The sequence below is a fragment of the Rahnella sp. JUb53 genome (assembly GCF_004346065.1).
Taxonomy (GTDB): domain Bacteria; phylum Pseudomonadota; class Gammaproteobacteria; order Enterobacterales; family Enterobacteriaceae; genus Rahnella; species Rahnella variigena.
Window position 1 is genome coordinate 59,303 of record NZ_SLYT01000016.1, and the last position, 26,798, is coordinate 86,100.

Consider the following 26,798-nt stretch of genomic DNA (forward strand, 5'->3'; position numbering starts at 1 on the left):
GGTTACAATAAAACAGTGTTTCAAAAATAACCCTACTTCCTCTAAAAAGAAGGAAACATCATGCCGTATCAGGCCTCCCCCTCCCGCTACGAAACCATGCAATTCCGCCGCTGCGGTCAGAGCGGTTTAAAACTCCCTGCACTGTCTCTTGGCCTGTGGCACAGCTTCGGCCATGTCAGCCAGCTCGAATCCCAGCGCGCATTACTGCAAAAAGCCTTTGATTTAGGCATCACTCATTTTGATCTGGCGAATAACTACGGCCCGCCTCCGGGTTCAGCCGAAGAGAATTTTGGTCGTTTGCTGAAGCAGGATTTCGCCCCGTATCGCGATGAATTGATTATCTCCACCAAAGCTGGTTATGACATGTGGCCTGGGCCTTACGGCTCCGGCGGTTCACGCAAATATCTGCTGGCAAGCCTTGATCAAAGCCTTCAACGCATGGGGCTGGATTACGTCGATATCTTCTATTCTCATCGCGTGGATGAAGAAACGCCGATGGAAGAAACCGCAGCAGCGCTGGCTTACGCCGTGCAAAGTGGCAAAGCGTTGTATGTCGGGATTTCGTCTTATTCGCCGGAACGTACACAGAAAATGGCTGAACTGCTGCGCGAGCTAAAAGTGCCGCTGCTTATTCATCAGCCTTCTTACAATCTGCTGAACCGCTGGGTCGATAAGAGTGGTTTACTGGATACGCTGGAACAAAACGGCGCGGGCTGCATTGCCTTTACGCCGCTGGCTCAGGGCTTGCTGACCGGTAAATACCTCAACGGTATTCCGGATGGTTCGCGGATGCAGGTGGAAGGGAATAAAGTGCGCGGGCTGAATGCCAGGATGCTGTCTGAGGAAAACCTGAACAGCCTGCGGCTGCTCAATGAAATGGCGCAACAGCGCGGACAGACGATGGCGCAGATGGCGCTGAGCTGGCTGCTGAAAGACAACCGCGTGACGTCAGTGCTGATTGGCGCGAGCCGTCCTGAACAACTGGATGAAAACGTCAAGGCGCTGGACAATCTGCGTTTCACCGCAGAAGAACTGGCAGCGATTGATAAACATGTGGCGGATAGTGAATTGAATCTGTGGCAGGCGTCATCGGATAAGTAAATATTCAAAGTAAAACAGGCGGATATCCTGAAAAGGATCCGCCTTTTTTTTAGCTCATCAGCTCTAAACGTCGTGCTGTTTCGTAATGATCGACCCAGTACTGATTATCCAGTGATGAAATCGTGACGCCTTCAATTTTCGAGGCATGAATAAACAGATGATCCCCGACATACACGCCGACATGACGATCGCCAGGCGACGTTTTGAAAAAGACTAAATCCCCCGGTTTCAGGCTATTTTTACTCACTTTTCTGCCGTTCCTGATTTGCTGAAACGTGGTTCTCGGCAGGCGTTTTTGCAGGGAATCCCGGAAGAGATGTTGCATCAGCGCCGAACAATCGACACCTTTGTGTGTGGTTCCACCCCAGCGATAATGCGTCCCTTTCCAGCGCGGATATTCAGCCAGCAAGGCACTTTTAATATTTTCTGAGTTGCCGGTGTTAACCGCAGTGACGGAGGAACCTTTTCCATCAAAAAGCTCGCTGTGGAAAAATTTATAGGTATCCATAGACTCAAACTCTTCAGGCATATCAAAAGCAAAGGAATGGGTGCTGAATAAACCGGCTACAAGAAGCAGTAAGGCAGAAACAAGCGATTTAATACGGAACATGCGTGGATTCTTTCGTTAAAAAATAGTGCTCTTCCTTACGTGGGAACCGGCTCTCGGGGCGGGTGACTCGTCGCTGAGTGCGCAAATAATAACCAGATAAAGTGAAATAATCTGACTATTTTCTGTCCAATTTTGGACTGGGGATTTTTTCTCAGTGAAACCAGCCCCTTCGGTGAAAGGGGCTGTTACGGGGATTATGAAAAGAATTTCGCCAGCACAAATAATCCGACAGAAACGTTGATTGCACCACCGATGCGGGTAGCGATTTGCGCGAAAGGCATCAGCGTCATACGGTTACCCGAAGTCAGAATAGCCACGTCACCGGTGCCGCCCTGCCCGCTCTGGCAGCAGGAAACAATTGCCACATCAATCGGATGCATACCGATTTTCTTGCCGACATAAAAACCGGTGCCGACCAGCGCCAGCACGGTGGTCACGATCACGAGGAGGTTTTGCAGGGTAAAAGCGTTGATCAGTTCCTGCCACGGCGTGATCGCCACACCCACCGCGAACAGCACCGGATAGGTCACTGCGGTGCGGAAGAATTTATACACCGTCATCGAGCCGTGCTGAATGGTCGGTGAAACACCATTTGCCAGTTTTACCAGTACTGCCGCGAATAACATGCCAACCGGCGCGGGCAGGCCGATCCACTTCTGACCGAGCATCCCGACCATGTAAAGCAGGATTGCCAGCAGCGCGCCACAGGCCAGCGCATTCACGCCCGGATTTCCTTCGAATTTGTCAGTACCGCTGCCCAGCTCACCTTTTTTCGACGGCATCAGCTGCCCCTCACCGGTCAGATGCGGATAGCGTTTCCCCAGCTGATTCAGCACGCCCGCCAGCACAATTGCCGTCAGACCGCCCAGCATCACGATCGGCAGAATACGCCCCAGCGCCACACCTTGTTCCATGTGCAAAATGGTCGCATAACCCATCGACAGCGGGATCGCACCTTCACCTACGCCACCGGCCATGATCGGCAGGATCAGGAAAAAGAAGGTTTGCATTGGCGGTAAACCTAACACCGTGCCCATCGCCATTCCGGCAATCATGCCCACCACTTCACCGCATAACATCGGCACAAAAATGCGCATAAAGCCCTGGATCAGCACCTGGCGGTTCATGCTCATGATGCTGCCGACAATAATGCAGCAGATGTAGAGATACAGAATATTGGTGGATTTATAGAATTTGACCGTGGAATCCACCACGACGTCCGGCAGTAAACCGTAATGCACCATCGCCGATGGAATAAAGGTGGCGCAAATCGCCGCCGCACCGAGTTTGCCGACGACGGGTAAGCGTTTGCCGAATTCGCCACAGGCAAAACCGAAGAAGGCCAGCGTGGCAACCATCACCACAATGTCGCTGGGTAATTTGCCGTTCAGGCAATCGAGCAGGATCAGCACACCGGCCAGCAGGAAGAAAGGCAGCGGGATAATGCCTATCTTGTAGTTATCAAGAATGTGCCACCATTTTTGCCTGACCGAGAGGCCGGAGGTTTTCTTTTCTTTGACTGCGATGTAGGAATCGTCGGTTGTGCTCATGACATTGCCTCTTTCTCATAAATACTTTTCTTATTGATGTTTTGAGCATAAGAAAACAGCAGGTCAGCCGGATGTGAGTTTGTTCAAATTAAAACCGCAGGGATTAAGGTTGTTATGGTGTTTATGGAGTTAATGTTATTTGATTTATAAGGATTGTCAGATTTGTAGTAAAAAGCCCTATTACCCTTGTAATCACTGAGTGAATTCATCGTTATTTATAATGCCTGTTCACAACTCTGTCTTTGTCCGATTACAGCCCTTACTGCCCCGTGGTACGCTTATTCAATGTGTATCTTTACGTTAATCTTGCAGCAGGCCGTATGAAACTCCGCATGCCTTTTCAGGTAAAACTCTTTTTATCTCTGGTGGTATTTTCCTGCCTGTTGCTGGCACTGCTGGGTGCTATTTTATTTCATATCATCGATCGTCAGTTGCATCACGACCTCGGCCAGCGTGCACGGGTTCAGGCCAGTGAAATCGCGCTGATGCCGGGACTGGCGCAGAAGGTTAAGGCGCGGGATACCACCGGGATCGCACGACTTATCCAGCCTTTACGCGATAAAAGCGATGCCAGTTATATCGTTATCGGCGATAACCGCGAGCTGCATCTTTATCATTCACAATCACCGGAGCGGATCGACCTGCCGATGATTGGCGGTGATAACGCGGAGGTGCTGGCGGGGAAAACCATTATTTCCGTCCGGCAAGGCGGTATAGGTGTTTCATTACGCAGTAAAGCGCCGATCCTGGATGAGAATAATCGGGTCATTGGTATTGTCTCCGTCGGCTACCTCACTTCTTATATTGATAATATTAACGGCCATCGTCTGGCGCAGGCCGGTTTATACGGTTTGCTTCTTTTATTACTGCTGTTCATTTTTTCGTGGATGTTCACCCGCAACGTTAAAAAACAGATGTTCTGGCTTGAACCCAAAGATATCGCGCTGCTGGTTCGCCAGCAAAAAGCCTTGCTTGAAGCCATGTACGAAGGCGTATTCGCAGTTAATGCCCAAAAACAGCTGATTTCCATTAACCGCGCCGCACGCGAGTTGCTTGATATCCATCAGCCAGAAAATGAACTGCTGGGTAAACCGTTGGCGGAAGTGCTTCAGACACCGCCCACCTTCTTCACGCAAAGTGGTATCAGTGAAAATAACAGCCAGCATGATCAGATTACGGTGCTGAATCAGAGACAGGTGATCGTCAACCGCGTTCCCATCGAGCTGGAGCCGGGTAAAGAAAGTGGCTGGGTGTTCAGTTTCCGCGATAAAAACGACATAAATACGCTGAGCAGCCAGCTGAGTCAGGTGAAACGCTACGCAGACAATCTGCGCATCATGCGCCACGAACAGCTGAACTGGACCGCAACACTGGCGGGTTTGCTGCAAATGCAGCGTTACGACGATGCGATGCACTATATTCAGGCGCAGTCGGAAGGTGCGCAGGCAGTGCTGGATTTCGTCTCGGCGCGCTTCACTTCGCCGGCACTTTGCGGCCTGCTGCTGGGGAAATACGTCAGTGCGCGCGAAAAAGGCGTTGAACTCAGTTTCGATCCCGCCTGCCAGCTCACCCGCATTCCGGCGGCTATCACTGAAACCGAGCTGATGTCGGTGGTCGGTAATCTGCTGGATAACGCCGTGGATGCCACCCTCAACGCGCTGACGCCTTCTGTGCCGGTCGAACTGTATATTTCAGACAGGAATCAGGAGCTGCTGATTGAAGTCGCCGATCAGGGCAGCGGCGTGGATGATGACCTGAAACCGCGCCTGTTTGAACAGGGCGTGACAAGCAAGCCCTCAGGCGACCACGACACGACCGGCGCGGAACATGGTATCGGGCTTTATCTGGTGGCCGGATATGTCCGTCAGGCCGGCGGCAGCATCGAAATCTCAGACAACACGCCGCAAGGTACGATATTTTCAGTCTTTATCCCGTACCCGGCTGAAGCATTAACAGGACAGAACCATGAATAACAGCAGCGCTCTCGATGTCGTGATTGTGGAAGACGAGCCGCATCTGGCCGGTCTGCACCGCGATTTTATCGAGCAAAATTTCAATCTGCGTGTCGTGGGTATCGCCGCCACGCTGGAACAGGCGCGCTCGTTGTTGCGCCTGCATGAGCCACGGCTGATTTTGCTCGATAACTATTTACCGGACGGCCAGGGTGTGGATTTAATCAACAGCCCGCTGCTGAAAAGCTTCGATTGTTCGGTGATTTTCATTACCGCGGCCAGCGATATGCAAACCTGTAGTCAGGCGATGCGTAGCGGCGCGTTCGATTACATTATCAAACCGGTGTCTTTCCACCGGCTGCAAAGTTCACTGGAACGTTTTATGCAGCTGGTGCAAACGCTGCGTAATGTGAAAGTGGTCGATCAGCGGGCTCTGGATAAGTTGTTCAATCTGCCCGCCAGCGATACACCGGCAGCCCCTTCAGCCAAAGGCATCGAGCCTAATACGCTCGAACTGGTTCAGCGCGCATTTAACGCGAAACCGGACGTCAGCTGGTCGGTTGAAGAAGTCGTTGAGGAAGTCGGGATCAGCAAAACGACAGGCCGCCGATATCTGGAATATTGCGTGGAAATTGGCTTTATCGGCGTCGAGATGCAGTACGGAAATATCGGCCATCCACGGCGCCTGTACCGGAAAATAGCCGTCACAAAAAATTCTGAGGCCTGAGACTCAATTTCCTCTTTTTTCCGTGACGAATTTCACGTTCATCGCCGGTGTCAGCACCGGCAAATTACGCCCTCTGCCCGCCGAATCCTGCCATTATATCAACTCAATTTCCTCTTTCAGACAACCGGTAAATTCACCGGTAATCACCCTCCCTGAAATCACTATTTACACCTGTAAAGTCTGCGCAAAAAATTCGCATTTCCCGGTTAAATTCCCTGCAATTATTAATGATAAAAAATCGACAACAAGATCATAAAATAAAACAAATAAAAACAATCACTTAAATATATATTCTGAATAATATACTTAATTTAAATGCAGCGGAAAACCGCCCGCCATGAAGCCCTGAAAATTGTCATTAAATGTCAGCGGATCCAGACAAAATTAGACAAGCCTGATACACACAAATACGTAACCCGAAACACAATCACGAATATTATTCAGAAACATTGAGACTTGTCTCAGAATTTCGATGTGTTAGGGTATAAAGCGTTCACTATTTTGTTACAGGCAAAATCTTATACGGTCCAACACAAAAACTAGACATCGAGCCGATACGGCTATTTATATCCAAGGAATGCACATTGCATGGCAATTAAAATCGAAGTAAAGAATCTTTATAAGGTATTTGGCGAAAACCCGGATCGCGCTTTCAAGATGATTGATGCAGGCAAGGGTAAAGAAGAAATTTTTGAGAAAACCGGTCTTTCACTTGGCGTTAAGAATGCCAGTCTGGCCATTGAAGAAGGCGAGATTTTCGTCATCATGGGGTTATCCGGTTCCGGTAAATCCACCATGGTACGCCTTCTCAATCGTCTGATAGAGCCCACCCGTGGCGAAGTCCTGATCGACGGCGAAGATATCGCCAAAATCTCAGAAGCAAAATTGCGCCAGGTGCGCCGCAGTAAAATCAGTATGGTCTTTCAGTCCTTTGCGCTGATGCCACACCTGACCGTGTTGAATAACACCGCGTTTGGTATGGAACTGGCCGGTGTGCCGGTCGAAGAGCGCAATGCCAAAGCCATTGACGCCCTGCGTCAGGTCGGGCTGGAAAACTATGCCAACTCTTATCCTGATGAACTGTCGGGCGGTATGCGCCAGCGTGTCGGTTTAGCCCGCGCCATGGCCAATAATCCTGACATTCTGCTGATGGATGAAGCCTTCTCAGCACTCGATCCGTTAATTCGTACTGAAATGCAGGATGAGCTGGTGAAGCTTCAGGCTCAGCATCAGCGCACCATTGTGTTTATTTCTCATGATCTCGACGAAGCCATGCGCATCGGCGACCGCATCGCCATTATGCAGGGCGGCGAAGTGGTGCAGGTCGGCACGCCGGAAGACATTCTTAATAATCCGGCCAACGACTATGTGCGCACCTTCTTCCGCGGTGTCGATATCAGTCAGGTCTTCAGTGCCAAAGACATTGCCCGCCGTCGTGGCACGCTTATTCGTAAAACCCCCGGTTTTGGTCCCCGTGCCGCCCTTAAGCTGCTCGAAGACGAAGACCGTGAATATGGTTATGTGCTTGAACGTGGACAGAAATTCATCGGCGTGGTGTCGATTGAATCCCTGAAAACTGCGCTTAAAGCCAATCAGTCGCTGGAAAGTGCCCTGCTGGAATCTCCGGCAGCCGTGCAGGCAGACATGCCTCTCAGCGAACTGATTTCTCATGTCGCCGCCGCGCCTTGCGCCGTACCGGTGATCAATGAGGACAATAACTATATCGGCATTATTTCCAAAGCCATGCTGCTTCAGGCTCTGGATAAAGAAGGGGGTAACGAATGAGCACTTCAACCGTAACGAACACAATGACACAGCACGCACAAGCCGCTCAGGCACAGACCCTGGATCCGTCCGTCGATCCGTGGAGTGCCGATAACGCCAGTGGCGGTGTTGCACCACAAGCTGACGCCGCGACGAGTGCAGCGCCAGCCGATGCCAGCAGCAGTGATCCATGGGGCGGTGGCAGCGATGCCGCGACCAGCGCACCGGATGCCACCCATCATGCGGCCGCGCAGGCCAACGACTGGCTGAGCGTCGCACCGGAACAGCATCAGCATTTTAATATTCTCGATCCGTTTCACAGCACGCTGATCCCGCTCGACCGCTGGGTCACTGAGGGGATCGACTGGCTGGTCGGTAACTTCCGCCCTGTCTTCCAGGGGATCCGCGTCCCGGTCGATTTCGTGCTGAGCGGTTTCCAGCACGGTCTGGAATCTCTGCCCGCTCCGATTGCGATCCTGGTCTTTGCCCTGCTTGCGTGGCAGATGGCCGGTTTGGGTATGGGTGCAGCCACGCTGGTTTCGCTGGTGCTGATCGGTGCGATCGGTGCCTGGTCACAGGCAATGGTGACGCTGGCGCTGGTTCTGACCTCGCTGTTCTTCTGTATCCTGATAGGTTTACCGCTCGGGATATGGCTGGCGCGCAGCCAGAAGGCGGCCAAGATTATCAGGCCGTTACTGGATGCCATGCAGACCACACCAGCGTTCGTTTATCTGGTGCCGATCGTCATGCTGTTTGGTATCGGTAACGTACCGGGCGTCGTGGTGACGATTATCTTTGCCTTGCCGCCTGTCGTGCGTCTGACCATTCTGGGTATCAATCAGGTGCCGGAAGACCTGATCGAAGCCGCGAAATCATTTGGTTCCAGCCCGCGTCAGATGTTGTTTAAAGTTCAGCTGCCACTGGCGATGCCGACCATCATGGCCGGGATTAACCAGACGCTGATGCTGGCACTGTCGATGGTGGTCATCGCCTCGATGATCGCCGTGGGTGGTCTGGGTCAGATGGTTCTGCGCGGTATCGGCCGTCTGGACATGGGTCTGGCATCGGTCGGTGGTGCGGGTATCGTTATCCTCGCCATTATTCTCGACCGCCTCACCCAGTCGATGGGTCGCGACAGCCGCAGTAAAGGCGGTCACCGCTGGTTCACCCGCGGTCCTGTCGGTCTGGTGATGAAGCCTTTCACCAAAAAAGCCTGATCCACATACTGCATTTTTCCCGGCGGTTCGCTGCCGGGAACTCTCAAAAGCTAAAACAACGCAGTCCACTCTTACGTATTCATAAGCCACAAACTTAAAAAGAATAAGGGTTCACCATGCGCACAACTTTGATCAATAAAACACTCATCCTCGCATTATCTATTGCGACACCTGCCGCTTTCGCTGCCGATTTACCGGGCAAAGGCGTGGTCGTCAAACCGTTGCAAAGCACCATTGCAGAAGAAACTTTTCAGACCGAACTGGTTAACCGTGCACTGGAAAAACTGGGCTACGACGTTCAGCAAACCGGTGAAGTGGATTACAACGTGGCGTATACCGCCATCGCCAGCGGTGATTCCACTTACATGGCCGTGAACTGGGAACCGCTGCAAAAAGACATGTATAACGCAGCCGGTGGCGACCAGAAATTCTACCGTCAGGGCACCTATATCAGCGGCGCGGCACAGGGTTATCTGATCGACAAGAAAACCGCCGACAAATATCACATCCACGATTTGTCGCAGCTGAAAGACCCGAAAATCGCCAAACTGTTTGACGCCGACGGCGACGGCAAAGCTGATATGGCAGGCTGTAATCCGGGCTGGGTCTGCGGCCAGGTGATCAATACCCAAATCAAGGCTTACGGCCTGAGTGATACCGTGACGCAAAACGAGGGGAACTATTCGGCGATTATCGCTGACACCCTCACCCGCTTTAAATCCGGTAAGCCGGTGTTGTATTTCACCTGGACACCGTACTGGGTCAGCAACGAGATGAAACCGGGCAAAGACGTGGTCTGGCTGACGGTGCCGTTCTCGGCAAATCCGGGTTCGCAGAAGGACATGGATACCACCCTGCCTAACGGCAAGAACTATGGTTTCCCGGTCAATAACGAACACATTGTGGCAAACAAAGCCTGGGCTGAGAAAAACCCGGCGGCCGCGAAACTGTTCGCCATCATGAAATTGCCACTGGCCGACGTGAATGCACAGAACCTGCGAATGCATGAAGGTGAATCCTCATCAGAAGATATCCAGCAGCACGTTGATGGCTGGATCAAGGCGCATCAGGCGACCTTCGATGGCTGGATTAAAGAAGCTGCTGACGCAGCAAAATAACGCATTATAAAAATCGAGGAATTTATGAAAAAGACAGGAATCTGGGCGGTTGCCGCCCTCACCACATTTGCAACAGCCACTACATTCGCTGCCGATCTGCCGGGTAAAGGCATCAGCGTGACGCCGGTCCAGAGCACCATCAGTGAGGAGTCTTTTCAGACCGAACTGGTAAGCAAGGCGCTGGAGAAACTGGGCTATGACGTGCAGCCAACCCGTGAGGTCGATTACAACGTCGGTTACACAACGCTGGCTGCCGGTGATGCGACCTTCACCGCCGTCAACTGGTCACCGCTGCATGATGAAATGTACAAAGCCGCCGGTGGCGACAAAGTCTTTTACCGCGAAGGTACCTACGTGACCGGCGCGGCACAAGGGTGGCTGATCGATAAGAAAACCGCTGAGAAATACCACATTACCAATATTGAACAGCTGAAGGATCCGAAACTGGCCAAGCTGTTTGATACTAATGGCGACGGCAAAGCCGATCTGACCGGCTGTACGCCGGGCTGGGGTTGTGAAGCCGCGCTGAATGAGCAGCTGAAAGCCTACGGACTGGAAAATACCGTGACCCACAATCAGGGTAACTATTCCGCGATGATTGCCGACACCATCACGCGTTACAAAGAAGGTAAGCCGATCTTCTATTACACCTGGACGCCGTACTGGGTCAGCAATGTGCTGGTTCCGGGCAAAGACGTGCTGTGGATGCAGGTACCGTTCTCTGTGGTACCGGGTGATAAAAATGCCGATACCACACTGCCAAACGGCAAAAACTACGGTTTCCCGGTGAGCACCATGCACATCGTGGCGAACAAAGCCTGGGCTGAGAAAAACCCGGCGGCGGCAAAACTGTTTGCCATCATGAAACTGCCACTCAAAGACATCAATGCGCAGAACGCCGCCATGCACGCGGGTAAAAATTCAGATGCTGATATCTCCGCGCAGACAGATGGCTGGATCAAAGCCCACCAGGAACAGTTCGACGGCTGGGTAAAAGAAGCGGCTGCCGCAGCGAAATAACATTACATCAGACTCAGTAAGGCCAGCGGGCGGGGAGAAATCTCCGCCCGTTTTTTTTGTCAATCGCCTTGGTGTGTATTCGTGTGTATAATGACACATTGTTAAGGAGAGCCCATGAAATCGACGGAATTGATTAAAGCGCTGCTTGCAGCGGGTTGTGAACTCAAGCGTCACCGGGGAGGAAGTCATCAAATTTGGTGGTCACCTGTCACCAACAAAACTTTTCCCGTTCCTCACCCCAAAAATGATTTACCTGTGGGAACCCTCAAATCCATTATGAAAATGGCAGGGATATGATCCTGCAACTGGAGGTTGAATATGTTCTTTTCAGTCGGGCTTGAAACGCCAAAAGATGATAAAACCGCGTACGGTATGGTGGTACCAGCATTTACCAAATTCGATTACGGGTGCTTCTCTGCAGCGGATACCCGTGAAGAAATCGCCCCTATGGTTCGAGAAGCCATCCTGATGACGGTAGAAGATTTGATCGAAAGCGAACGCTTTGTTGTTGATGATATTTTTGATGCCGGGCATTTGGTGTATGCCGCTAATCCCGAATATTCCGACTTCGATACCTGGTTTCTGATCGATATTGATCTGTCAGAGTTCGAAGGGAAGGCACACCGGATTAATATTTCGCTGCCTGATACTTTGATCAAACGTATTGATAATAAAGTTAAAAATCATCCGTCGTATCGCGACCGTAGCCATTTTCTGGCGATGGCCGCGCGTAAGGAATTGCTGGCTTAAGAGTCTCGCAGCAGGGAAATCCCCTGCTGCAAACAAGCCTGCCGGTACGGCTATTGCAAAACCAAATAGTTGCCATGAAAACTATTCATTGGTTTAATATTTCAACCAAAACGATAATCGTTTTTCGCATTCCCCTGCTTCTTCAATAAGATCTGTTATCCCCATTATGAAAAAAACGACCACACATTCACCACTCAGCCCGGCGCTGATTATTCTGATGGCAGTCGCCACCGGGCTCGCCGTCGCCAGTAACTATTACCCGCAGCCGCTGCTGGAAACTATCGCACGCGCATTTGATCTTTCCGTCAATCAGGCTGGATTTATCGTCACCGTGGCACAGCTTGGTTATGCCTGCGGGCTGATGTTTATCGTACCACTCGGCGATATGTTCGAACGTCGCGGGTTAATCGTGCTGATGACGCTGCTTTCCGCGGCAGGATTGCTGCTCACAGCCATGGCACCTACGCTGACCATCATGCTGGTCGGGACGGCGCTGACCGGGCTGTTCTCGGTGGTAGCGCAGATTCTGGTGCCGCTGGCGGCTACGCTGGCTGAACCAGAGCGTCGCGGTAAGGTGGTCGGGCTGATTATGTCCGGGCTGCTGCTGGGCATTTTGCTGGCGCGTACCGTCGCCGGTGCTCTGGCATCGCTGGGCGGCTGGCGCACGGTTTACTGGGTAGCGAGCGCACTGATGATCGTGATGGCGCTGGTCTTGTGGCGCAAGCTGCCGAAACACCAGCAGAAAACGGATCTGAATTATCCGCAGTTGCTGAAATCCATCTTCACGTTGTTCATCCACACGCCGGTGTTACGCACCCGCGCGCTGATCGGCATGTTCTGTTTCGCTAACTTCAGTATTTTATGGACGTCAATGGCGTTTCTGCTGGCGGGCCCGGCGTATCACTATTCCGAAGCCGTGATCGGACTGTTCGGGCTGGTGGGCGCGGCGGGTGCGCTGGCGGCTACCCGTGCTGGACATCTGGCGGATAAGGGCAAAGCGCATCTGACCACCACGGCGGGTCTGATTCTGCTATTGCTGTCCTGGGCGGCGATTGCCTGGGGCCAGCACTCGGTGATTTCGCTGATTATCGGCATCATCGTTTTGGACCTTTCGGTTCAGGGCGTCCACATCACCAACCAAAGTGTCATCTACAAAACCATGCCGGAAGCACGTAACCGCCTGACCGCGGGTTACATGACGACGTACTTTATTGGGGGTGCGATCGGCTCGCTGGTGTCCGCATCCGCCTATCAGGCCGCAGGCTGGTACGGAGTGTCAGCAGCAGGAACCCTTATGTGTGTGCTGAATTTACTGGTCTGGCTAAAGGGATATAAATACAAGCTGGCGTAATAACGTACGAAATTACATCAGGAGGGAACCATCACCCCTCCTGATTAGCTTGCGAATAATCATATTGGAAATTTATTTGAACCAAAGGGTGTTAACAATACTTACAGTCTGGTAATGTTTGCACCATGAATTATTTGCCGGAACTCATCCGGTTTCACAATCTTTTAAACACCCATGCAAAGCAACCCAGATCTCGAAGCACCCGACCCCGTCCGTGTTTCAACATTCGCACAAGGTATTACCGACAGCCTGCCCATTGTCATTGGCTATCTGCCCATCGCTTTTGCATTTGGCCTCAGCGCCGTAAAACTGGGATTCACCCCAGCTGAAAGTCTGCTTTTTTCCATTCTTATCTACGCTGGCGCCAGTCAGTTTGTGATCACCGCGCTGCTCAGCGCCGGAATGTCCTTGTGGGTTTCTGCCCTTACCGTGATGGCAATGGATGTACGACATGTGCTGTACGGGCCATCGCTGCGTAACCGTCTGGTGGGCAAACTCAATGGCAAAAAAACCGCGCTGTGGGCATTTGGCCTGACGGACGAAGTGTTTGCCGCTGCCACCGCAAGGCTTATCCGCGATAAACGCAGCTGGAGCGAAAACTGGATGTGCGGCATTGCGCTGTCTTCCTGGCTTTCATGGGTATTGGGTACTGCTGTGGGGGCGTTATTTGGCAACGGGCCACTGGAAAATTTCCCGGCTATCGAAGCCGCACTCGGCTTTATGTTACCGGCGCTGTTTCTGAGTTTTTTGCTCGCGGCGTTTAAGCGCCAGCAAAGTATGGTGTTTGTCGCGTCGCTGGCTGGCGCGCTGGGCGGACTGCTGTTCTGGTCAATTCCCGCCGCTATCGGCTGCGGTCTGGCCGCCGGGTGCGTTGCCGCCCTGCTGCAACGCCCTCAATCCTCTTCTGCCACGGAGATAACCTCAGATGAGCACTAATGTCATTCTGGTTTGTCTGCTCGTCGGCACCGTGAATTACCTGTTCCGGTATTTGCCTTTGCGCATGGGCGCAAGGCAGAAACCCGGGCCAAAAAGTGGCCCTCTGTCCCGCGTGCTCGACAGCATCGGTATCGCGTCTATCTGCGCGTTACTGGTGGTTTCAAGCACGCCTGAAATTTTGCGTGATCATCAAAAGCTGCTGCCTTCGCTGGCCGGTTTTGTGCTTCTCGCGCTGATTTTCTGGCGAACCAAAAGTATCATTATTGCCACACTGACCGGTGCCCTGGCATACGGGCTGGTGTTTAAGGTGATGCTGATGGCCGCAGGCTGAAGACCTTTTTTACTGCAGAGTAACCGCAGGGAAAACTCTGCCGAATACTTTAAACATCGAATAATTCACCGGAGTTATGAATCACACTAATTGCTAAAGAATTGGTGATTCATGACATTGATATTATTAATTACCATCGTTACTATGTCATCTGTAACTAATGAGGCTTCTCATATGGACAGTTCGTTCGCGCCAATTGAAAACATGTTAAATTTCCGGGCCAAAAAGCAAAAAGATTTCCCTTATCAGGAAATTCTGCTGACCCGCCTGTGTATGCACATGCAAAGTAAATTGCTTGAAAACCGCAATAAAATGCTGAAAGCACAAGGGATTAATGAAACGCTGTTTATGGCGTTACTGACCCTGGATGCGCAGGAAAGTCACAGCATTCAGCCTTCTGAGCTTAGCTCTGCGCTGGGTTCTTCCCGTACTAATGCCACCCGTATTGCGGATGAGCTGGAAAAACGCGGATGGATTGAACGCCGTGAAAGCGATAACGACCGCCGGTGCCTGCATTTGCACCTGACGCCTGACGGGGAAGCCTTTATCCAGAAGTTACTGCCGCCTCAACACAAGAGTCTGCATTTTCTCTGGTCAACTTTAGACGCAGATGAGCAGAAGCAGTTAGAAACCCTGACCCGCAAACTGTTAACTCGCCTTGATCAGATGGATGCAACAGCACTACAACAATTCTAAATTTCTGTTCAGGTAAACTACACATGTCACTCCAAGCTCGCTGGAGGCTTACGCCGCTGTTTGCCGTTTTGATTTTGGCCGGCTGTGCCTCCAGTAATAATATTGCTCCTCAGTCGTCGCTGCTGGATACGCAACAGCTTCATCTGCAGCAGGCAAAAGTCAGTTCCCTGACCCTCGGCCCTCAGTGGTGGCGCAGTCTTAATGACCCGCAACTGGATAACCTGATGACCACGACGTTGCAAAACTCGCCGTCATTACGTCAGGCCGCCGCTCGCGTGCGCGAAGCACAAAGCGTGATGGGAGAAGCCGATGCCGCCAATGGTCCGTATCTGGATTTGAATGGTTCTACGCGTCGTGAACGTGTCGCAAAAAACACGATCCCGCCGTTCCTGACCAGCTATCCTGAAGCGCCGATCTACGACAGCAGCAACAGCCTCGGGCTGAATCTGAGCTATGAGTTTGACTGGTGGGGTAAATACCGCAATCAGGTGAATGCCGCGAAAGCACAGGTGGATTCCGCCCGTGCTGAACAGGCTGAAGCCGCTCTGACGCTGACCAGTTCGGTGGCGTCAGCCTATTATCAGTTACAGGCCAATCTTGCCTTACAAGATGTTCTGCAACACGAAGTGGATAACAACCAGCGTCTGGCAGATTTGCGGAAAGCGCAATATCAGGCCGGCGTCTATGGCATTGAAATCCCGCAACAAACCCAGGCTCAGGCCGACAGTGCCAAACAGCAGATCATCAACCTGAAATCGCAAACTGAACAGCTGAGACATCAGCTTTCTGCGCTGGCAGGACGTGGTCCGGATGCGATGAATGGCCTCCACGCCGTGGCATTGCCACCGGCAGAAGCGCTGGCACCTAAAGCCGAACTGACGCTGGAATTACTGGGTAAACGCCCGGACATCGCCGCACAGCGTGATCTGGTGGAGTCCTATTCCCAGCGGGTCAGTGCGGCGAAAAAAGAATTTTATCCAAGCCTTTCCATCAGTGCCTTCGGCGGTCTGACGACCACCAACTATGGCGGCACCAGCCCGAATCTTTTTGAAGCAGCCAGTAAAGCCTGGAATATCGCGCCAGCCATTTCGCTGCCGATTTTCCACGCCGGTGCACTGCGCTCCAAACTGGGCGAAGAGTCCGCGTTATATGACCAGTCAGTTGAGTCGTATAACCAGACCATCCTGAACGCCATCCAGCAAACTGCGGATGCCATTACAGTCTCGAAAAGCAGCGCGGAACAATTGCAGCAGGCATCTTCTGCCGCTAAGTCGCTGGAAGAGGTGTATCGCGTTTCGGATGCAAGATACAACGCTGGCGTCATCGGACGGGATGAGCTGTTAAGCAGCCAGTCAGCGCTTCTGCAACAACAACAGGCGCAACTCAACGCCAGCAGTCAGTTGATGCAGTCAAAAATCAGTCTCATCCGTGCGCTTGGGGGTGGCTATCAGGCCCCGGCCGCGGACCAAAAATCATAATAAAAGACTCAGTGTGGAGAAGACCATGAGCGCAAATGCCGAAACTCAGGCAACGACGCAAGCTCCGAAAAATAAGAAAAAAACGCGCAAAGTCGCGATGCTCTTGTTAACCGGGATTTTCATTATTATCGCCATCGCCTACCTGTTCTACTGGCTGCTGGTGTTACGTCATTTCCAGTCTACCGACGATGCATATGTGGCCGGTAATCAGGTTCAGATTATGGCGCAGGTGTCGGGCAGCGTGACCGACGTCAATTTCGACAGCACCGACTTTGTTAAAAAAGGCGACGTGCTGGTGACTATCGATCCGACCGATGCGGAGCAGGCTTTCGAACGCTCTAAAACGGCGCTGGCCAACAGCGTGCGTCAGACGCATCAGTTGATCATCAACGGTAAACAATATCAGGCCAATATCGCGCTGCGTCAGACGCAACTGCAACAGGCGCAGACTGACCTCAAACGCCGTATCGTGCTGGGTAATGCCGATGCGATTGGTCGTGAAGAACTGCAACACGCCCGTGATGCTGTCGATACTGCGAAAGCGCAGTACGATGTCGCCGTTCAGCAATACAACGCTAATCAGGCGATGATTCTGGATACGCCGGTCGATAAGCAGCCGCAGGTTCTGCAGGCTGCCGCTCAGGTGCGTGACGCATGGCTTGCCCTGCAACGTACCAAAGTGCGCAGCCCGATTGACGGTTTTGTCTCACGTCGTGCAGTACAGATTGGTCAGCAGATCAGCCCGACAACCTCCCTGATGGCGGTGGTTCCGGCGCATCACATCTGGGTCGATGCCAACTTTAAAGAAACCCAGCTGGCGAATATGCGTATTGGTCAGGTGGCAACCGTGGTCAGTGACATGTACGGCGATGACGTGAAATACCACGGCAAAGTCGTTGGTATGGACATGGGTACTGGCGGCGCGTTCTCGCTGTTACCGGCGCAGAATGCCACCGGCAACTGGATCAAAGTGGTTCAGCGTCTGCCCGTTCGTATCGAACTTAACGATCAGGAAGTGGCTGAGCATCCGCTACGTATCGGTTTATCCACGCTGGTGACTGTCGATACTCAAAACCGTGATGGTCTGGTGCTGGCGAATAAAGTCCGCAGCGAACCGCTGTATCAGACCAGCGCGCTGACGCTGGATCTGGCGCCGGTCAACGCCATCATTGCTGACGTTATCCATGCCAATGCAGGCTAAAATCTCCGGAGGCCTTCGTGGCAAATAAACCGCTGGTAGGCGCCCCGCTGGCCTGGATGACGGTGGCTTTGTCTTTGGCTACCTTTATGCAGGTGCTGGACTCGACGATCGCCAACGTGGCGATCCCGACCATCGCCGGGAATCTGGGTGCCTCGAACTCACAGGGCACCTGGGTTATCACATCGTTCGGGGTGGCGAACGCCATCTCGATCCCGATCACCGGCTGGCTGGCAAAACGTATTGGCGAGGTCAAACTCTTCCTGTGGTCCACGGTGCTGTTTGCGATTGCATCGTGGCTGTGCGGTATGTCCACCAGTCTGGAAATGCTGATCTTCTTCCGTGTGGTGCAGGGTGTGGTGGCAGGTCCGCTGATCCCGCTTTCGCAAAGTCTGTTACTAAATAACTATCCGCCGGCCAAGCGAAGTACCGCGCTCGCGCTCTGGTCGATGACAGTGATCGTCGCCCCGATCTGCGGGCCGATCCTGGGCGGGTATATCAGTGATAACTACCACTGGGGTTGGATCTTCTTTATCAACGTGCCGATCGGCATTGCGGTGGTGTTCCTGACGCTGAGAACGCTGAAGGGGCGCGAAACCGCGACGCAGATCAGGCCCATCGACAGTGTGGGGTTAGTGCTGCTGGTACTGGGCATTGGCGCATTACAGGTGATGCTCGACCGGGGTAAAGAACTCGACTGGTTTAACTCAACGGAAATTATCGTACTGGCGGTCGTGGCGGTGGTCGCGCTCTGTTTCCTTGTGGTCTGGGAACTGACCGACGACCATCCGATAGTCGACCTGTCACTGTTTAAATCGCGAAACTTCACCATTGGCGTGCTGTGTATCAGCCTGGCCTACATGCTCTACTTCGGCGCAATTGTGTTGCTGCCGCAGCTATTGCAAGAGGTCTATGGGTATACCGCCACCTGGGCCGGTCTGGCGTCCGCGCCGGTGGGGATTTTGCCGGTTCTGATGTCGCCGATTATCGGGCGTTTTGCGCACCGTCTGGACATGCGAAAGCTGGTGACCTTCAGCTTTATCATGTATGCCTACTGCTTCTTCTGGCGTGCGTATACGTTCGAACCGGGGATGGATTTTGGCGCATCTGCGTGGCCGCAGTTTATTCAGGGCTTCGCGGTCGGCTGCTTCTTTATGCCGCTGACGACCATTATTCTGTCCGGTTTACCGCCTGAACGCATGGCGGCGGCATCAAGTTTGTCGAACTTTATCCGTACGCTGGCAGGCTCGATTGGTACGTCGATCACTACCACTATGTGGTCGAACCGTGAATCGCTGCACCACGCGCAATTGACGGAAAACATCACGCCGTTTAATCCGGCGGCAACGCAAACCTATCAGCAGCTGGAAGGGATGGGCATGAGCCATCAGCAGGCTTCTGGCTGGATAGCGCGGGAAATCACTAATCAGGGACTGATCATCTCTGCCAATGAGATTTTCTGGTTATCCGGTGGCGCATTCCTGGTGCTGCTGATCTTAATCTGGTTCGCCCGTCCGCCGTTCACCAGCGGTGGCGGAGCCGGTGGCGCGCACTAATCCAGGTATTCCCTGAATGTCAGAAAGCAAAACGGACGCATTACGCGTCCGTTTTTTATGGCTAAAACCGGGCGATTACGCCTGGTTCTGACGCCACCATTCTGCCAGCAAAATACCGGATGCCACGGAAACGTTGAGGCTTTCCACTTTACCGGTACCGCCGATTGACACGCTCAGGTCACCCTGCTGCCAGGCGCTGTCAGACAAACCATCACTTTCTTCACCCAGCACCAGCACCATTTTAGCCGGTAACTGCGCTTTGCCCAGCGCCGTACCTTTATGGCTCGACGTGGTCACGATGGTGTATCCCGCGTTACGGAAGGTTTCCAGCACTTCAAGGAAATTATCCGCGCTGATGGCTTTAACGTGTTCCGCACCGCCTTCAGCGGTACGGACTGCTGCGCCAGATTCCAGCTGAGCCGGATCCTGAACCATCATCCCGTTGATACCGAAATGCGCACAAGAACGCATGATACCGCCGAGGTTGTGCGGGTTGCCGACGTTTTCCAGCGCCAGTACGCAGTCTTTCGCCGGAGCCGTTTGCAGATACGTTTCTGCATCCAGACCCTGACGTTTTTTGATCAGGAAACACACGCCGCCGTGGTGTTCGGTACCGGATGCTTTCGCCAGTTCGTCATCTTCAACCACATGGTAGGCTTTGCGGTTTGCCGCCATCCAGCGCAGTGCTTCACGGAAACGCGGGGTAACGGATTGCACAAACCACGCACGGACGATAGCGTCCGGGCGGCTGGCGAACAGTGCCTTACAAGCGTTTTCGCCATACACGCGGGTTTCTTCCTGACGCTGACGACGCAGCTGCTCAGGATCGATAAAGCTTTTGCCGCTGATACCACCGTGATCCGGAACAGATTCATCTGCCGGCGGACGTGAAACAGTTTTCCACGGCGAAGAGTACGGGCCGTCGTCATCACGAGCCGGACGGCGCGGGCGATCATCGCCACGGCGCGGAGCCGGACCGCGGGAATCACCACGGGAGTCGCTGCTACGACGCTCATTGCGGCGGGCATCGTCGGGACGGGAACCCTGGCGAGGTTTATCGCCCGGACGTCCTTTATTGTTGGAAGGACGTTTATCGTTATTGCGGTTATCGCCGTCGTCGTCACTACGGACGTACATCACTTTGACTTTGCCGTTCTTGCCACTGAATGAATCGTTCATTTTTCTCTCCACCTACGCGCAGGGCGCGAAGATTACCTGATGTCTGTGAGCTAAGCCACAGGCTTTGGACCAAAAGCTTAAAACTATCGTATTCATTGAATAAACCACGTTGTTTAGGTGAGGTGTCGCCCTCATACTTACAACATACAAGTAACATATCAGCCGTTTTATTCACCGTTTTTAAGGGTAAAACGGGTTTGTGGTTGATGCCCTTCTCACGTTAAGCAATGTAGAGGCTATTTATGAATACGGTTTGTTCATCATGTCAGGCCACAAACCGCCTGCCTGAGGATCGTATCGACGACGGCGCAAAATGCGGCCGCTGCGGTCACGCACTTTTTGAAGGTGATGTGGTTCACGCCACCGCCGCTACCCTGGACAAATATCTGCAAGATGATTTGCCCGTTGTCATCGACTTCTGGGCGCCGTGGTGTGGCCCTTGCGTTAACTTCGCGCCAATTTTCGAAGATGTGGCTCAGGAACGCGCCGGTAAGATCCGTTTCATTAAGGTTAATACCGAAGCAGAACCTGAACTGAGCGCGCGGTTCCGTATCCGCAGTATTCCGACCATTATGGTGTTTAATGAAGGCAAAATGGTCGATATGTTAAGCGGAGCGATGCCTAAAGCCCCGTTCAACAACTGGCTTAATGAATCATTGTAACGCATATGCCGTTATAAAGCCCTGCCGAAGGCCCGTACAATACGGGCCTTTTTCTGTTATTCGCAGTTGCCACTTGCCTGTCCTGACCGGGTGTTTAGAATAGCCGTTTTTCGTTAACCGGGATGCTTATGTCAGACAATGCCGTTCTTCGCCTGCGTGAGCAGCGCTTAGCCCGTTCCACCCGCCCTTTCCTTGCGCGCGGATCCCGGGCCATTCGCTGCCAGACCTGCCTGTTACCCACACGTAACTGCATCTGCGCCACGCGCGAAATCCATCAGGCTGCCAGCCGTTTTTGTCTGGTGATGTTTGACACAGAGCCAATGAAACCGAGCAATACCGGCCGGTTAATCGCGGATGTATTACCGGATACGCAGGCATTTCTGTGGTCACGTACTGAAACGGATCCGGCGCTGCTGGAAGCCATTGCCGATCCCGAACGTCAGGCTTACGTGGTGTTTCCGGCCTCTTTCGCCGAACCTCCGCGTCAGGTATTTACAGAAGTCCCGGCAGGAAGTAAACCGCCTTTATTCATTATGCTCGACGGCACCTGGAACGAAGCCCGCAAGATGTTCCGCAAAAGCCCATATCTGGATAATCTACCGGTATTCTCACTCGATGTAAGCGCCAGCTCCGGCTATATCCTGCGTGAAGCCTCGCGCCCGGAACTGCATTGCACCGTGGAAGTGGCCGCTGCCCTGCTGGAAAAAGCCGGTGATGTTGACGCATCTGCGGGTCTGTCACGACACTTCACCCATTTCCGTACCCAGTATCTGGCCGGAAAACCCCATCATCCGGTGCATCAGCTCACAGCAAAGAACGAAGAAAGCCTCTAGAATCATGGGAACATGATGAACCGGAGAAGTTATGAGTCAGCGCGGACTGGAAGCACTTTTACGACCTGAATCTATCGCGGTTATTGGTGCCAGCAATAAGCCGGGCCGCGCCGGATATCTGATGATGCGCAACCTGCTCGACAGCGGATTCAATGGCCCGGTGCTGCCGGTCACACCTGCTTATCGTGCCGTATGTGGCGTACTAACCTGGCGGGATGTCGCCAGCCTGCCGATGTCACCGGATCTGGCTATTCTCTGCACGCACGCTGACCGCAATCTCGCCCTGCTCGAACAGCTTGGCGAACGCGGCTGCAAAACAGTCATTGTGCTTTCCTCACAGCCACAACAATTCGCTGATCTGAAATCCTGCGCTCAGCGCTTTTCGATGCGCCTGCTTGGCCCGAACAGTCTGGGTATTCTCGCCCCGTGGCAGAAGCTGAACGCCAGCTTTTCACCGGTACCGATCCTTCCCGGCAAACTGGCGTTTATTTCGCAATCCGCGGCCGTCGCCAATACTATTCTCGACTGGGCGCAACAGCGTGCCGTGGGATTTTCTTATTTCGTTTCTCTCGGTGACAGCCTGGATATTGATGTCGATGACCTGCTCGACTTCCTTACCCGCGACAGTAAAACCAGCGCCATCCTGCTATATCTCGAACACATCAGCGATGCACGACGTTTTCTTTCCGCCTCACGCAGTGCCTCACGAAATAAACCGATTCTGGTGATCAAAAGCGGTCGAAGCGGACAGGCACAGCAGCTGCTCAACAGCCCTCTAAGTCTGGATGCCGCCTATGATGCTGCTATGCAGCGCGCCGGTTTACTGCGTGTGCAGGATACGCACGAACTGTTTTCTGCGGTCGAAACGCTGAGCCATATGCGCCCGTTGCGAGGTGAGCGCTTACTAATTATCAGCAACGGCGCCGCCCCGGCTGCGATGGCACTGGATCAGTTACTCTCGCGTAACGGCAAACTGGCGAAACTCAGTGATGAAACCCGTCACGCTCTGAGCGCCGTTTTGCCACCATCGATTACCGCCGCCAATCCGTTAGATTTGCGCGACGATGCCACACCCAAACTGTATCAGGCGGTCATGACCGCCCTGCTCGACAGCACAGATTACGACGCAGTATTGGCTATCCACGCACCCAGCGCGGCGGCACATGGCACCGTGACGGCCAGCCACCTGATTGAAGCCGTTCATCAGCATCCCCGAGGTAAATACATCACGCTGCTGACTAACTGGTGCGGTGAGTTTTCATCGCAGGAAGCCCGCAAACTGTTCACTGAAGCTGGCATCCCGACTTACCGGACGCCGGAAGGCACGGTGACGGCATTTATGCACATGGTGGAATATCGTCGTAACCAGAAACAGCTGAAAGAAACGCCGGCTCTTCCGGCAGATCTTGAACAGAACACCGATCAGGCACATCAGCTGATCGCCCGGACATTAGCGGAAGGCACCACGCAGCTCGATACCCATGAAGTGCGCGCAATTTTGCAGGCGTACGGAATGAATGTGTTGCCGACATGGATAGCCAGTGACAGTGCAGAAGCGGTGAATATCGCCAGTCAGGTTGGCTATCCGGTGGCGCTGAAGCTGCGTTCTCCAGACATCCCGCATAATTCAGAAGTGCAGGGCGTGATGCTATATCTGCGCACCGCGAGCGAAGTGGAACAGGCGGCGAATGCGATATTTGACCGCGCCAGACAAGCATTTCCGCAGGCGAGGATTCAGGGGCTGCTGGTGCAAACCATGGCTAACCGGCCCGGATCACAGGAGCTTCGCGTGGTGGTCGAACAGGATCCGGTCTTCGGCCCGCTGATTATGCTGGCCGAGGGCGGCACTGACTGGCTTCCGGAAAGACAGGCGGCGATTTCCCTGCCGCCGCTGAACATGACGCTGGCACGCTATCAGGTCGTTCAGGCGCTCAAGAGCGGCAAAATCAGAGGGCGCAATGCGTTGCATCCTCTCGATATCCCGGCGCTCAGTCAGCTGCTGGTAAACGTGTCGAACCTGATTATTGATTGCCCGGAAATCGAACGTCTGGATATTCATCCTTTGCTGGTTTCCGGCAATGAACTCAGCCTGCTCGATGTTTCAATGCAGCTTTCGGCACAGAGGCCCGGCGCACCGTCACGACTGGCAATTCGTCCTTATCCACGTGAACTCGAAGAGCACGTTATACTGAAAGACGGGTCGCAAGCGTTGTTCCGCCCGATACTGCCGGAAGATGAACCACTGCTTAAAGCGTTTATCCTGAAAGTGACGAAGGAAGATCTCTACTATCGCTATTTCAGTGAGATCAACGAATTCACACATGAAGATTTAGCGAATATGACGCAAATCGACTACGACCGCGAAATGGCATTCGTGGCTATTCATACTCTTAATGAAAAAAGTGAAATTATTGGTGTCACCCGAGCGGTATCAGATCCCGATAATACTGATGCCGAATTCTCGGTTCTGGTTCGCTCAGACCTGAAAGGTTTAGGGCTCGGAAGACGCCTGCTGGATAAGATGATTAATTACGCCGCAGAGCATGGGCTGCAACGTCTGACCGGTATTACTATGCCCAACAATCGCGGCATGATTACGTTGGCCAGAAAGCTGGGATTTGACGTCGATATTCAGATTCAGGACGGTATCGTGAACCTCTCCCTGACGCTGGAAAAGACCCGAATTTTGTAGCAGGAAACCGTGAGCCTGCGCGATGAACAGGCAAAAGATGCGCACATCAGACAGGACTAATGGTATTATCGACCGATTGTGCGGTTACCTATATCTGTTTGTGCCGCTAAAGCCATTACATGAAGAGAGAAGAAGCGCACTGTGATGTTGTCAAAATTCAAACGTAATAAACATCAACAACACCTTGCTCAGCTACCCAAACTCCCCCAAACGGTTGATGCTGTAAAAACGCTCTACTGTCCGACAGATTTCCGTACGACGCTGCTCGAAGCCATTGCTAACGCCACCCAACGGATTTATCTGGTTGCGCTCTATCTTGAGAACGATGATGGCGGTCGCGATGTGCTGTCGGCGCTGTATGACGCCAAGCAGCGTCGCCCCGAGCTGGAGATTTGCGTGCTGGTTGACTGGCACCGTGCTCAGCGTGGTCGCATCGGCGCTGCAGCGGCAAATACCAATGCTGACTGGTATTGTCGTATGGCGAAAGAGCATCCCGGACTTTCCGTGCCGGTATATGGTGTGCCCGTAAATACCCGCGAAGCGCTGGGCGTTTTGCATCTCAAGGGTTTTGTGATCGACGATCAGGTCATTTACAGCGGCGCGAGCCTTAACGATGTCTATCTGCATCGCCATGAAAAGTATCGTTATGACCGTTATCAGTTACTGACGAATACGGCGCTGGCCAACACAATGATCGACTTTATGAAGAAGTCGATCCTGACCGCGTCTGCCGTACAGCGACTGGATCGCGAAGATCGTCCAAAAAGTATCGAGATCAAGAACGAAACACGTCAGTTCCGCCAGACCTTGCGTACCAGTGGCTATCATTTTAAAGATAGCGCCGGTAATGATGAACTGGCCGTCACGCCGATTGTGGGTCTTGGCAAACAAAATGAGCTGAACCGGACTATCCATCATCTTATGGCCAGCACGGATCATAAGCTGACATTGTGTACGCCTTACTTCAATATGCCTGCCCTGCTGGCGCGCAACATTATTCATCTGCTGCGCCGTGGAAAGCAGGTGGAAATTATCGTGGGTGATAAAACCGCGAACGATTTCTATATTCCGCAAGATCAGCCATTCAAAATCATAGGTGCCTTACCGTACTTGTATGAAATTAACCTGCGCCGCTTCCTGAGCCGTTTACAGCGTTTTGTTGACAGCGGACAGTTAATTGTCCGTCTGTGGAAAGACGGTGATAATAGCTATCACCTGAAGGGCATGTGGGTAGATGACCGCTGGCAACTGATTACCGGTAATAACCTCAATCCCCGCGCCTGGCGTCTGGATCTTGAGAATGCCATTTTGATCCACGATCCGCATAAAGAAATGGCCGCTGCGCGTCATAAAGAGCTGGAAGAAATTCGCCAGCATACGCATGTGGTTTCGCACTATATGGAACTGGAGAGCATTCCAAATTATCCGGTCAAAGTTCGTAAGCTTATCCGACGCTTACGGCGGATAAGAATCGACAGACTCATCAGCCGAATTCTGTAATTGGCTATACTGAAAGCCTGATCATCGTGATCGGGCTTTTTTTTATCTGGGATTCCACCCTATGATGCAAAGATTATCTGTAGCGCTCAGACTTCCTCATATCGCGCTGATATTGGGATGCAGTGGTTGCACGCATTATGCGAATGACGCGTGGACAGGCAAAGATAAAGCCGAGCACTTTGTGGGATCAGCAGTATTAGCAGCAGCTGGAACTGCCTATGGTGATCATCAGGGATGGAATGAAGCACGCAGCCGCTCATTCGGACTGATGTTTTCTGTCGGACTGGGTGCGGCGAAAGAGCTTTATGACAGCCGGGAAGGTGGGAGTGGCTGGAGCTGGAAAGATTTTAGCTGGGATATCGCAGGCGCAGCTGTCGGATACAGCGCTTATCATCTGACTCATTACTAACAGGGGTTCTGGCAGAGCGCAAGCGGAGTAATAAATGCCAAAATCAAGGCAAGTAACGTCCAAACATCATCAGATTCCACATAGCAAAAAGCCCTGTACGTCAGTACAGGGCTTTCCACTTATTTGATGCCTGGCAGTTCCCTACTCTCGCATGGGGAGACCCCACAC

At 52.8% G+C, this 26,798-nt stretch carries 24 protein-coding genes; 21 read left to right on the plus strand and 3 right to left on the minus strand.

From position 1 onward, the window contains the following. Window positions 1-60 precede the first annotated feature (60 nt). A complete protein-coding gene (mgrA, locus tag EC840_RS24250) occupies window positions 61-1,101 on the plus strand; it encodes an L-glyceraldehyde 3-phosphate reductase (protein WP_132967327.1) in 1,041 nt (346 codons plus the stop codon). A gap of 49 nt (window positions 1,102-1,150) precedes the next feature. Here mgrA and EC840_RS24255 read toward each other — a convergent pair whose 3' ends face one another. Together EC840_RS24255 and EC840_RS24260 are read right to left on the minus strand one after the other, a co-directional pair. Further along, entirely contained in the window at window positions 1,151-1,711 is a 561-nt protein-coding gene (locus EC840_RS24255) for an NlpC/P60 family protein (RefSeq protein ID WP_132967329.1), read from the minus strand. Between the two features lie 194 nt (window positions 1,712-1,905). After that, window positions 1,906-3,261, minus strand: a complete 1,356-nt coding sequence (locus EC840_RS24260; RefSeq protein WP_132967331.1) for a 2-hydroxycarboxylate transporter family protein — start codon at window positions 3,259-3,261, stop codon at window positions 1,906-1,908. 320 nt (window positions 3,262-3,581) lie between these two features. Between EC840_RS24260 and EC840_RS24265 the strand changes: the two genes are divergently transcribed. The 15 genes from EC840_RS24265 to emrB all read left to right on the plus strand — a co-directional run bounded on the left by EC840_RS24265 (window position 3,582) and on the right by emrB (window position 19,355). Then, entirely contained in the window at window positions 3,582-5,234 is a 1,653-nt protein-coding gene (locus tag EC840_RS24265; RefSeq protein ID WP_129638951.1) for a sensor histidine kinase, read from the plus strand. Next, on the plus strand, window positions 5,227-5,940 hold the full coding sequence (locus EC840_RS24270; RefSeq protein WP_129638950.1) for a response regulator: 714 nt from the start codon (window positions 5,227-5,229) through the stop codon (window positions 5,938-5,940). Before EC840_RS24265 ends, EC840_RS24270 begins: the two co-directional genes overlap by 8 nt. Window positions 5,941-6,528: 588 nt before the next feature. Beyond that, on the plus strand, window positions 6,529-7,725 hold the full coding sequence (gene proV, locus EC840_RS24275; protein ID WP_112290451.1) for a glycine betaine/L-proline ABC transporter ATP-binding protein ProV: 1,197 nt from the start codon (window positions 6,529-6,531) through the stop codon (window positions 7,723-7,725). Continuing rightward, window positions 7,722-8,921, plus strand: coding sequence for a glycine betaine/L-proline ABC transporter permease ProW (gene proW, locus EC840_RS24280; protein WP_132967333.1), 1,200 nt, complete (start codon window positions 7,722-7,724; stop codon window positions 8,919-8,921). The genes proV and proW overlap by 4 nt, the downstream gene beginning before the upstream one ends. 116 nt (window positions 8,922-9,037) lie before the next feature. Further along, entirely contained in the window at window positions 9,038-10,039 is a 1,002-nt protein-coding gene (proX, locus tag EC840_RS24285; protein ID WP_132967335.1) for a glycine betaine/L-proline ABC transporter substrate-binding protein ProX, read from the plus strand. Between the two features lie 24 nt (window positions 10,040-10,063). After that, window positions 10,064-11,059: a glycine betaine/L-proline ABC transporter substrate-binding protein ProX gene (gene proX / locus EC840_RS24290; RefSeq protein WP_112290456.1), complete on the plus strand. Its 996-nt coding sequence runs from the start codon at window positions 10,064-10,066 to the stop codon at window positions 11,057-11,059. Between the two features lie 114 nt (window positions 11,060-11,173). Then, window positions 11,174-11,356 carry a type II toxin-antitoxin system HicA family toxin gene (locus EC840_RS24295; protein ID WP_113877532.1) on the plus strand — a complete coding sequence of 61 codons (183 nt, stop codon included), beginning with the start codon at window positions 11,174-11,176 and terminating at the stop codon, window positions 11,354-11,356. 21 nt (window positions 11,357-11,377) lie between these two features. Beyond that, on the plus strand, window positions 11,378-11,809 hold the full coding sequence (locus tag EC840_RS24300) for a type II toxin-antitoxin system HicB family antitoxin (RefSeq protein WP_113877531.1): 432 nt from the start codon (window positions 11,378-11,380) through the stop codon (window positions 11,807-11,809). Between the two features lie 166 nt (window positions 11,810-11,975). Next, on the plus strand, window positions 11,976-13,160 hold the full coding sequence (locus EC840_RS24305; protein WP_132967337.1) for an MFS transporter: 1,185 nt from the start codon (window positions 11,976-11,978) through the stop codon (window positions 13,158-13,160). 174 nt (window positions 13,161-13,334) lie between these two features. Next, window positions 13,335-14,096 (plus strand): AzlC family ABC transporter permease, encoded by a 762-nt coding sequence (locus EC840_RS24310; RefSeq protein WP_129638946.1) that lies wholly within the window; start codon window positions 13,335-13,337, stop codon window positions 14,094-14,096. After that, a complete protein-coding gene (gene ygaH / locus EC840_RS24315; protein ID WP_112290461.1) occupies window positions 14,086-14,427 on the plus strand; it encodes an L-valine transporter subunit YgaH in 342 nt (113 codons plus the stop codon). The genes EC840_RS24310 and ygaH overlap by 11 nt, the downstream gene beginning before the upstream one ends. Before the next feature lie 174 nt (window positions 14,428-14,601). Then, on the plus strand, window positions 14,602-15,123 hold the full coding sequence (gene mprA, locus EC840_RS24320; protein WP_095923421.1) for a transcriptional repressor MprA: 522 nt from the start codon (window positions 14,602-14,604) through the stop codon (window positions 15,121-15,123). 23 nt (window positions 15,124-15,146) lie between these two features. After that, a complete protein-coding gene (locus EC840_RS24325; protein WP_129638945.1) occupies window positions 15,147-16,601 on the plus strand; it encodes an efflux transporter outer membrane subunit in 1,455 nt (484 codons plus the stop codon). Between the two features lie 25 nt (window positions 16,602-16,626). Then, a complete protein-coding gene (gene emrA / locus EC840_RS24330) occupies window positions 16,627-17,802 on the plus strand; it encodes a multidrug efflux MFS transporter periplasmic adaptor subunit EmrA (RefSeq protein WP_113877527.1) in 1,176 nt (391 codons plus the stop codon). Between the two features lie 17 nt (window positions 17,803-17,819). Next, window positions 17,820-19,355 carry a multidrug efflux MFS transporter permease subunit EmrB gene (gene emrB, locus EC840_RS24335; protein ID WP_113877526.1) on the plus strand — a complete coding sequence of 512 codons (1,536 nt, stop codon included), beginning with the start codon at window positions 17,820-17,822 and terminating at the stop codon, window positions 19,353-19,355. Between the two features lie 75 nt (window positions 19,356-19,430). Here emrB and EC840_RS24340 read toward each other — a convergent pair whose 3' ends face one another. After that, window positions 19,431-20,534, minus strand: coding sequence for a tRNA/rRNA methyltransferase (locus EC840_RS24340; RefSeq protein WP_095923430.1), 1,104 nt, complete (start codon window positions 20,532-20,534; stop codon window positions 19,431-19,433). Window positions 20,535-20,776: 242 nt separating this feature from the next. Between EC840_RS24340 and trxC the strand changes: the two genes are divergently transcribed. The 5 genes from trxC (at window position 20,777) to EC840_RS24365 (ending at window position 26,630) form a co-directional block, all read left to right on the plus strand. Next, complete coding sequence (trxC, locus tag EC840_RS24345; protein ID WP_015695963.1) at window positions 20,777-21,196, plus strand: thioredoxin TrxC; 420 nt, start codon at window positions 20,777-20,779, stop codon at window positions 21,194-21,196. A 128-nt stretch (window positions 21,197-21,324) separates the two neighbouring features. After that, window positions 21,325-22,029, plus strand: coding sequence for a tRNA-uridine aminocarboxypropyltransferase (locus EC840_RS24350; protein WP_129638944.1), 705 nt, complete (start codon window positions 21,325-21,327; stop codon window positions 22,027-22,029). Between the two features lie 31 nt (window positions 22,030-22,060). After that, complete coding sequence (locus tag EC840_RS24355) at window positions 22,061-24,721, plus strand: bifunctional acetate--CoA ligase family protein/GNAT family N-acetyltransferase (protein WP_132967339.1); 2,661 nt, start codon at window positions 22,061-22,063, stop codon at window positions 24,719-24,721. A 147-nt stretch (window positions 24,722-24,868) separates the two neighbouring features. Then, the gene (gene pssA, locus EC840_RS24360) at window positions 24,869-26,221 is read left to right on the plus strand and encodes a CDP-diacylglycerol--serine O-phosphatidyltransferase (RefSeq protein ID WP_240783347.1); all 1,353 of its coding nucleotides are present in this window, start codon (window positions 24,869-24,871) and stop codon (window positions 26,219-26,221) included. 64 nt (window positions 26,222-26,285) lie between these two features. Further along, window positions 26,286-26,630, plus strand: coding sequence for a YfiM family lipoprotein (locus EC840_RS24365; protein ID WP_132967343.1), 345 nt, complete (start codon window positions 26,286-26,288; stop codon window positions 26,628-26,630). The last annotated feature ends 168 nt before the right edge of the window (window positions 26,631-26,798 follow it).

What these genes read in the sequence shown, in the direction of transcription:
- proV (WP_112290451.1), top strand. Translation starts at nt 6,529, where the DNA reads ATGGCAATTAAAATCGAAGTAAAGAATCTTTATAAGGTATTTGGCGAA.
- EC840_RS24365 (WP_132967343.1), top strand. Translation starts at nt 26,286, where the DNA reads ATGCAAAGATTATCTGTAGCGCTCAGACTTCCTCATATCGCGCTGATA.
- mprA (WP_095923421.1), top strand. Translation starts at nt 14,602, where the DNA reads ATGGACAGTTCGTTCGCGCCAATTGAAAACATGTTAAATTTCCGGGCC.
- emrA (WP_113877527.1), top strand. Translation starts at nt 16,627, where the DNA reads ATGAGCGCAAATGCCGAAACTCAGGCAACGACGCAAGCTCCGAAAAAT.
- EC840_RS24340 (WP_095923430.1), bottom strand. Translation starts at nt 20,534, where the DNA reads ATGAACGATTCATTCAGTGGCAAGAACGGCAAAGTCAAAGTGATGTAC.
- mgrA (WP_132967327.1), top strand. Translation starts at nt 61, where the DNA reads ATGCCGTATCAGGCCTCCCCCTCCCGCTACGAAACCATGCAATTCCGC.
- EC840_RS24350 (WP_129638944.1), top strand. Translation starts at nt 21,325, where the DNA reads ATGTCAGACAATGCCGTTCTTCGCCTGCGTGAGCAGCGCTTAGCCCGT.
- proX (WP_132967335.1), top strand. Translation starts at nt 9,038, where the DNA reads ATGCGCACAACTTTGATCAATAAAACACTCATCCTCGCATTATCTATT.
- EC840_RS24305 (WP_132967337.1), top strand. Translation starts at nt 11,976, where the DNA reads ATGAAAAAAACGACCACACATTCACCACTCAGCCCGGCGCTGATTATT.
- EC840_RS24355 (WP_132967339.1), top strand. Translation starts at nt 22,061, where the DNA reads ATGAGTCAGCGCGGACTGGAAGCACTTTTACGACCTGAATCTATCGCG.
- EC840_RS24260 (WP_132967331.1), bottom strand. Translation starts at nt 3,261, where the DNA reads ATGAGCACAACCGACGATTCCTACATCGCAGTCAAAGAAAAGAAAACC.
- ygaH (WP_112290461.1), top strand. Translation starts at nt 14,086, where the DNA reads ATGAGCACTAATGTCATTCTGGTTTGTCTGCTCGTCGGCACCGTGAAT.
- EC840_RS24325 (WP_129638945.1), top strand. Translation starts at nt 15,147, where the DNA reads ATGTCACTCCAAGCTCGCTGGAGGCTTACGCCGCTGTTTGCCGTTTTG.
- EC840_RS24270 (WP_129638950.1), top strand. Translation starts at nt 5,227, where the DNA reads ATGAATAACAGCAGCGCTCTCGATGTCGTGATTGTGGAAGACGAGCCG.
- trxC (WP_015695963.1), top strand. Translation starts at nt 20,777, where the DNA reads ATGAATACGGTTTGTTCATCATGTCAGGCCACAAACCGCCTGCCTGAG.
- EC840_RS24300 (WP_113877531.1), top strand. Translation starts at nt 11,378, where the DNA reads ATGTTCTTTTCAGTCGGGCTTGAAACGCCAAAAGATGATAAAACCGCG.
- EC840_RS24255 (WP_132967329.1), bottom strand. Translation starts at nt 1,711, where the DNA reads ATGTTCCGTATTAAATCGCTTGTTTCTGCCTTACTGCTTCTTGTAGCC.
- EC840_RS24295 (WP_113877532.1), top strand. Translation starts at nt 11,174, where the DNA reads ATGAAATCGACGGAATTGATTAAAGCGCTGCTTGCAGCGGGTTGTGAA.
- proX (WP_112290456.1), top strand. Translation starts at nt 10,064, where the DNA reads ATGAAAAAGACAGGAATCTGGGCGGTTGCCGCCCTCACCACATTTGCA.
- EC840_RS24310 (WP_129638946.1), top strand. Translation starts at nt 13,335, where the DNA reads ATGCAAAGCAACCCAGATCTCGAAGCACCCGACCCCGTCCGTGTTTCA.
- proW (WP_132967333.1), top strand. Translation starts at nt 7,722, where the DNA reads ATGAGCACTTCAACCGTAACGAACACAATGACACAGCACGCACAAGCC.
- EC840_RS24265 (WP_129638951.1), top strand. Translation starts at nt 3,582, where the DNA reads ATGAAACTCCGCATGCCTTTTCAGGTAAAACTCTTTTTATCTCTGGTG.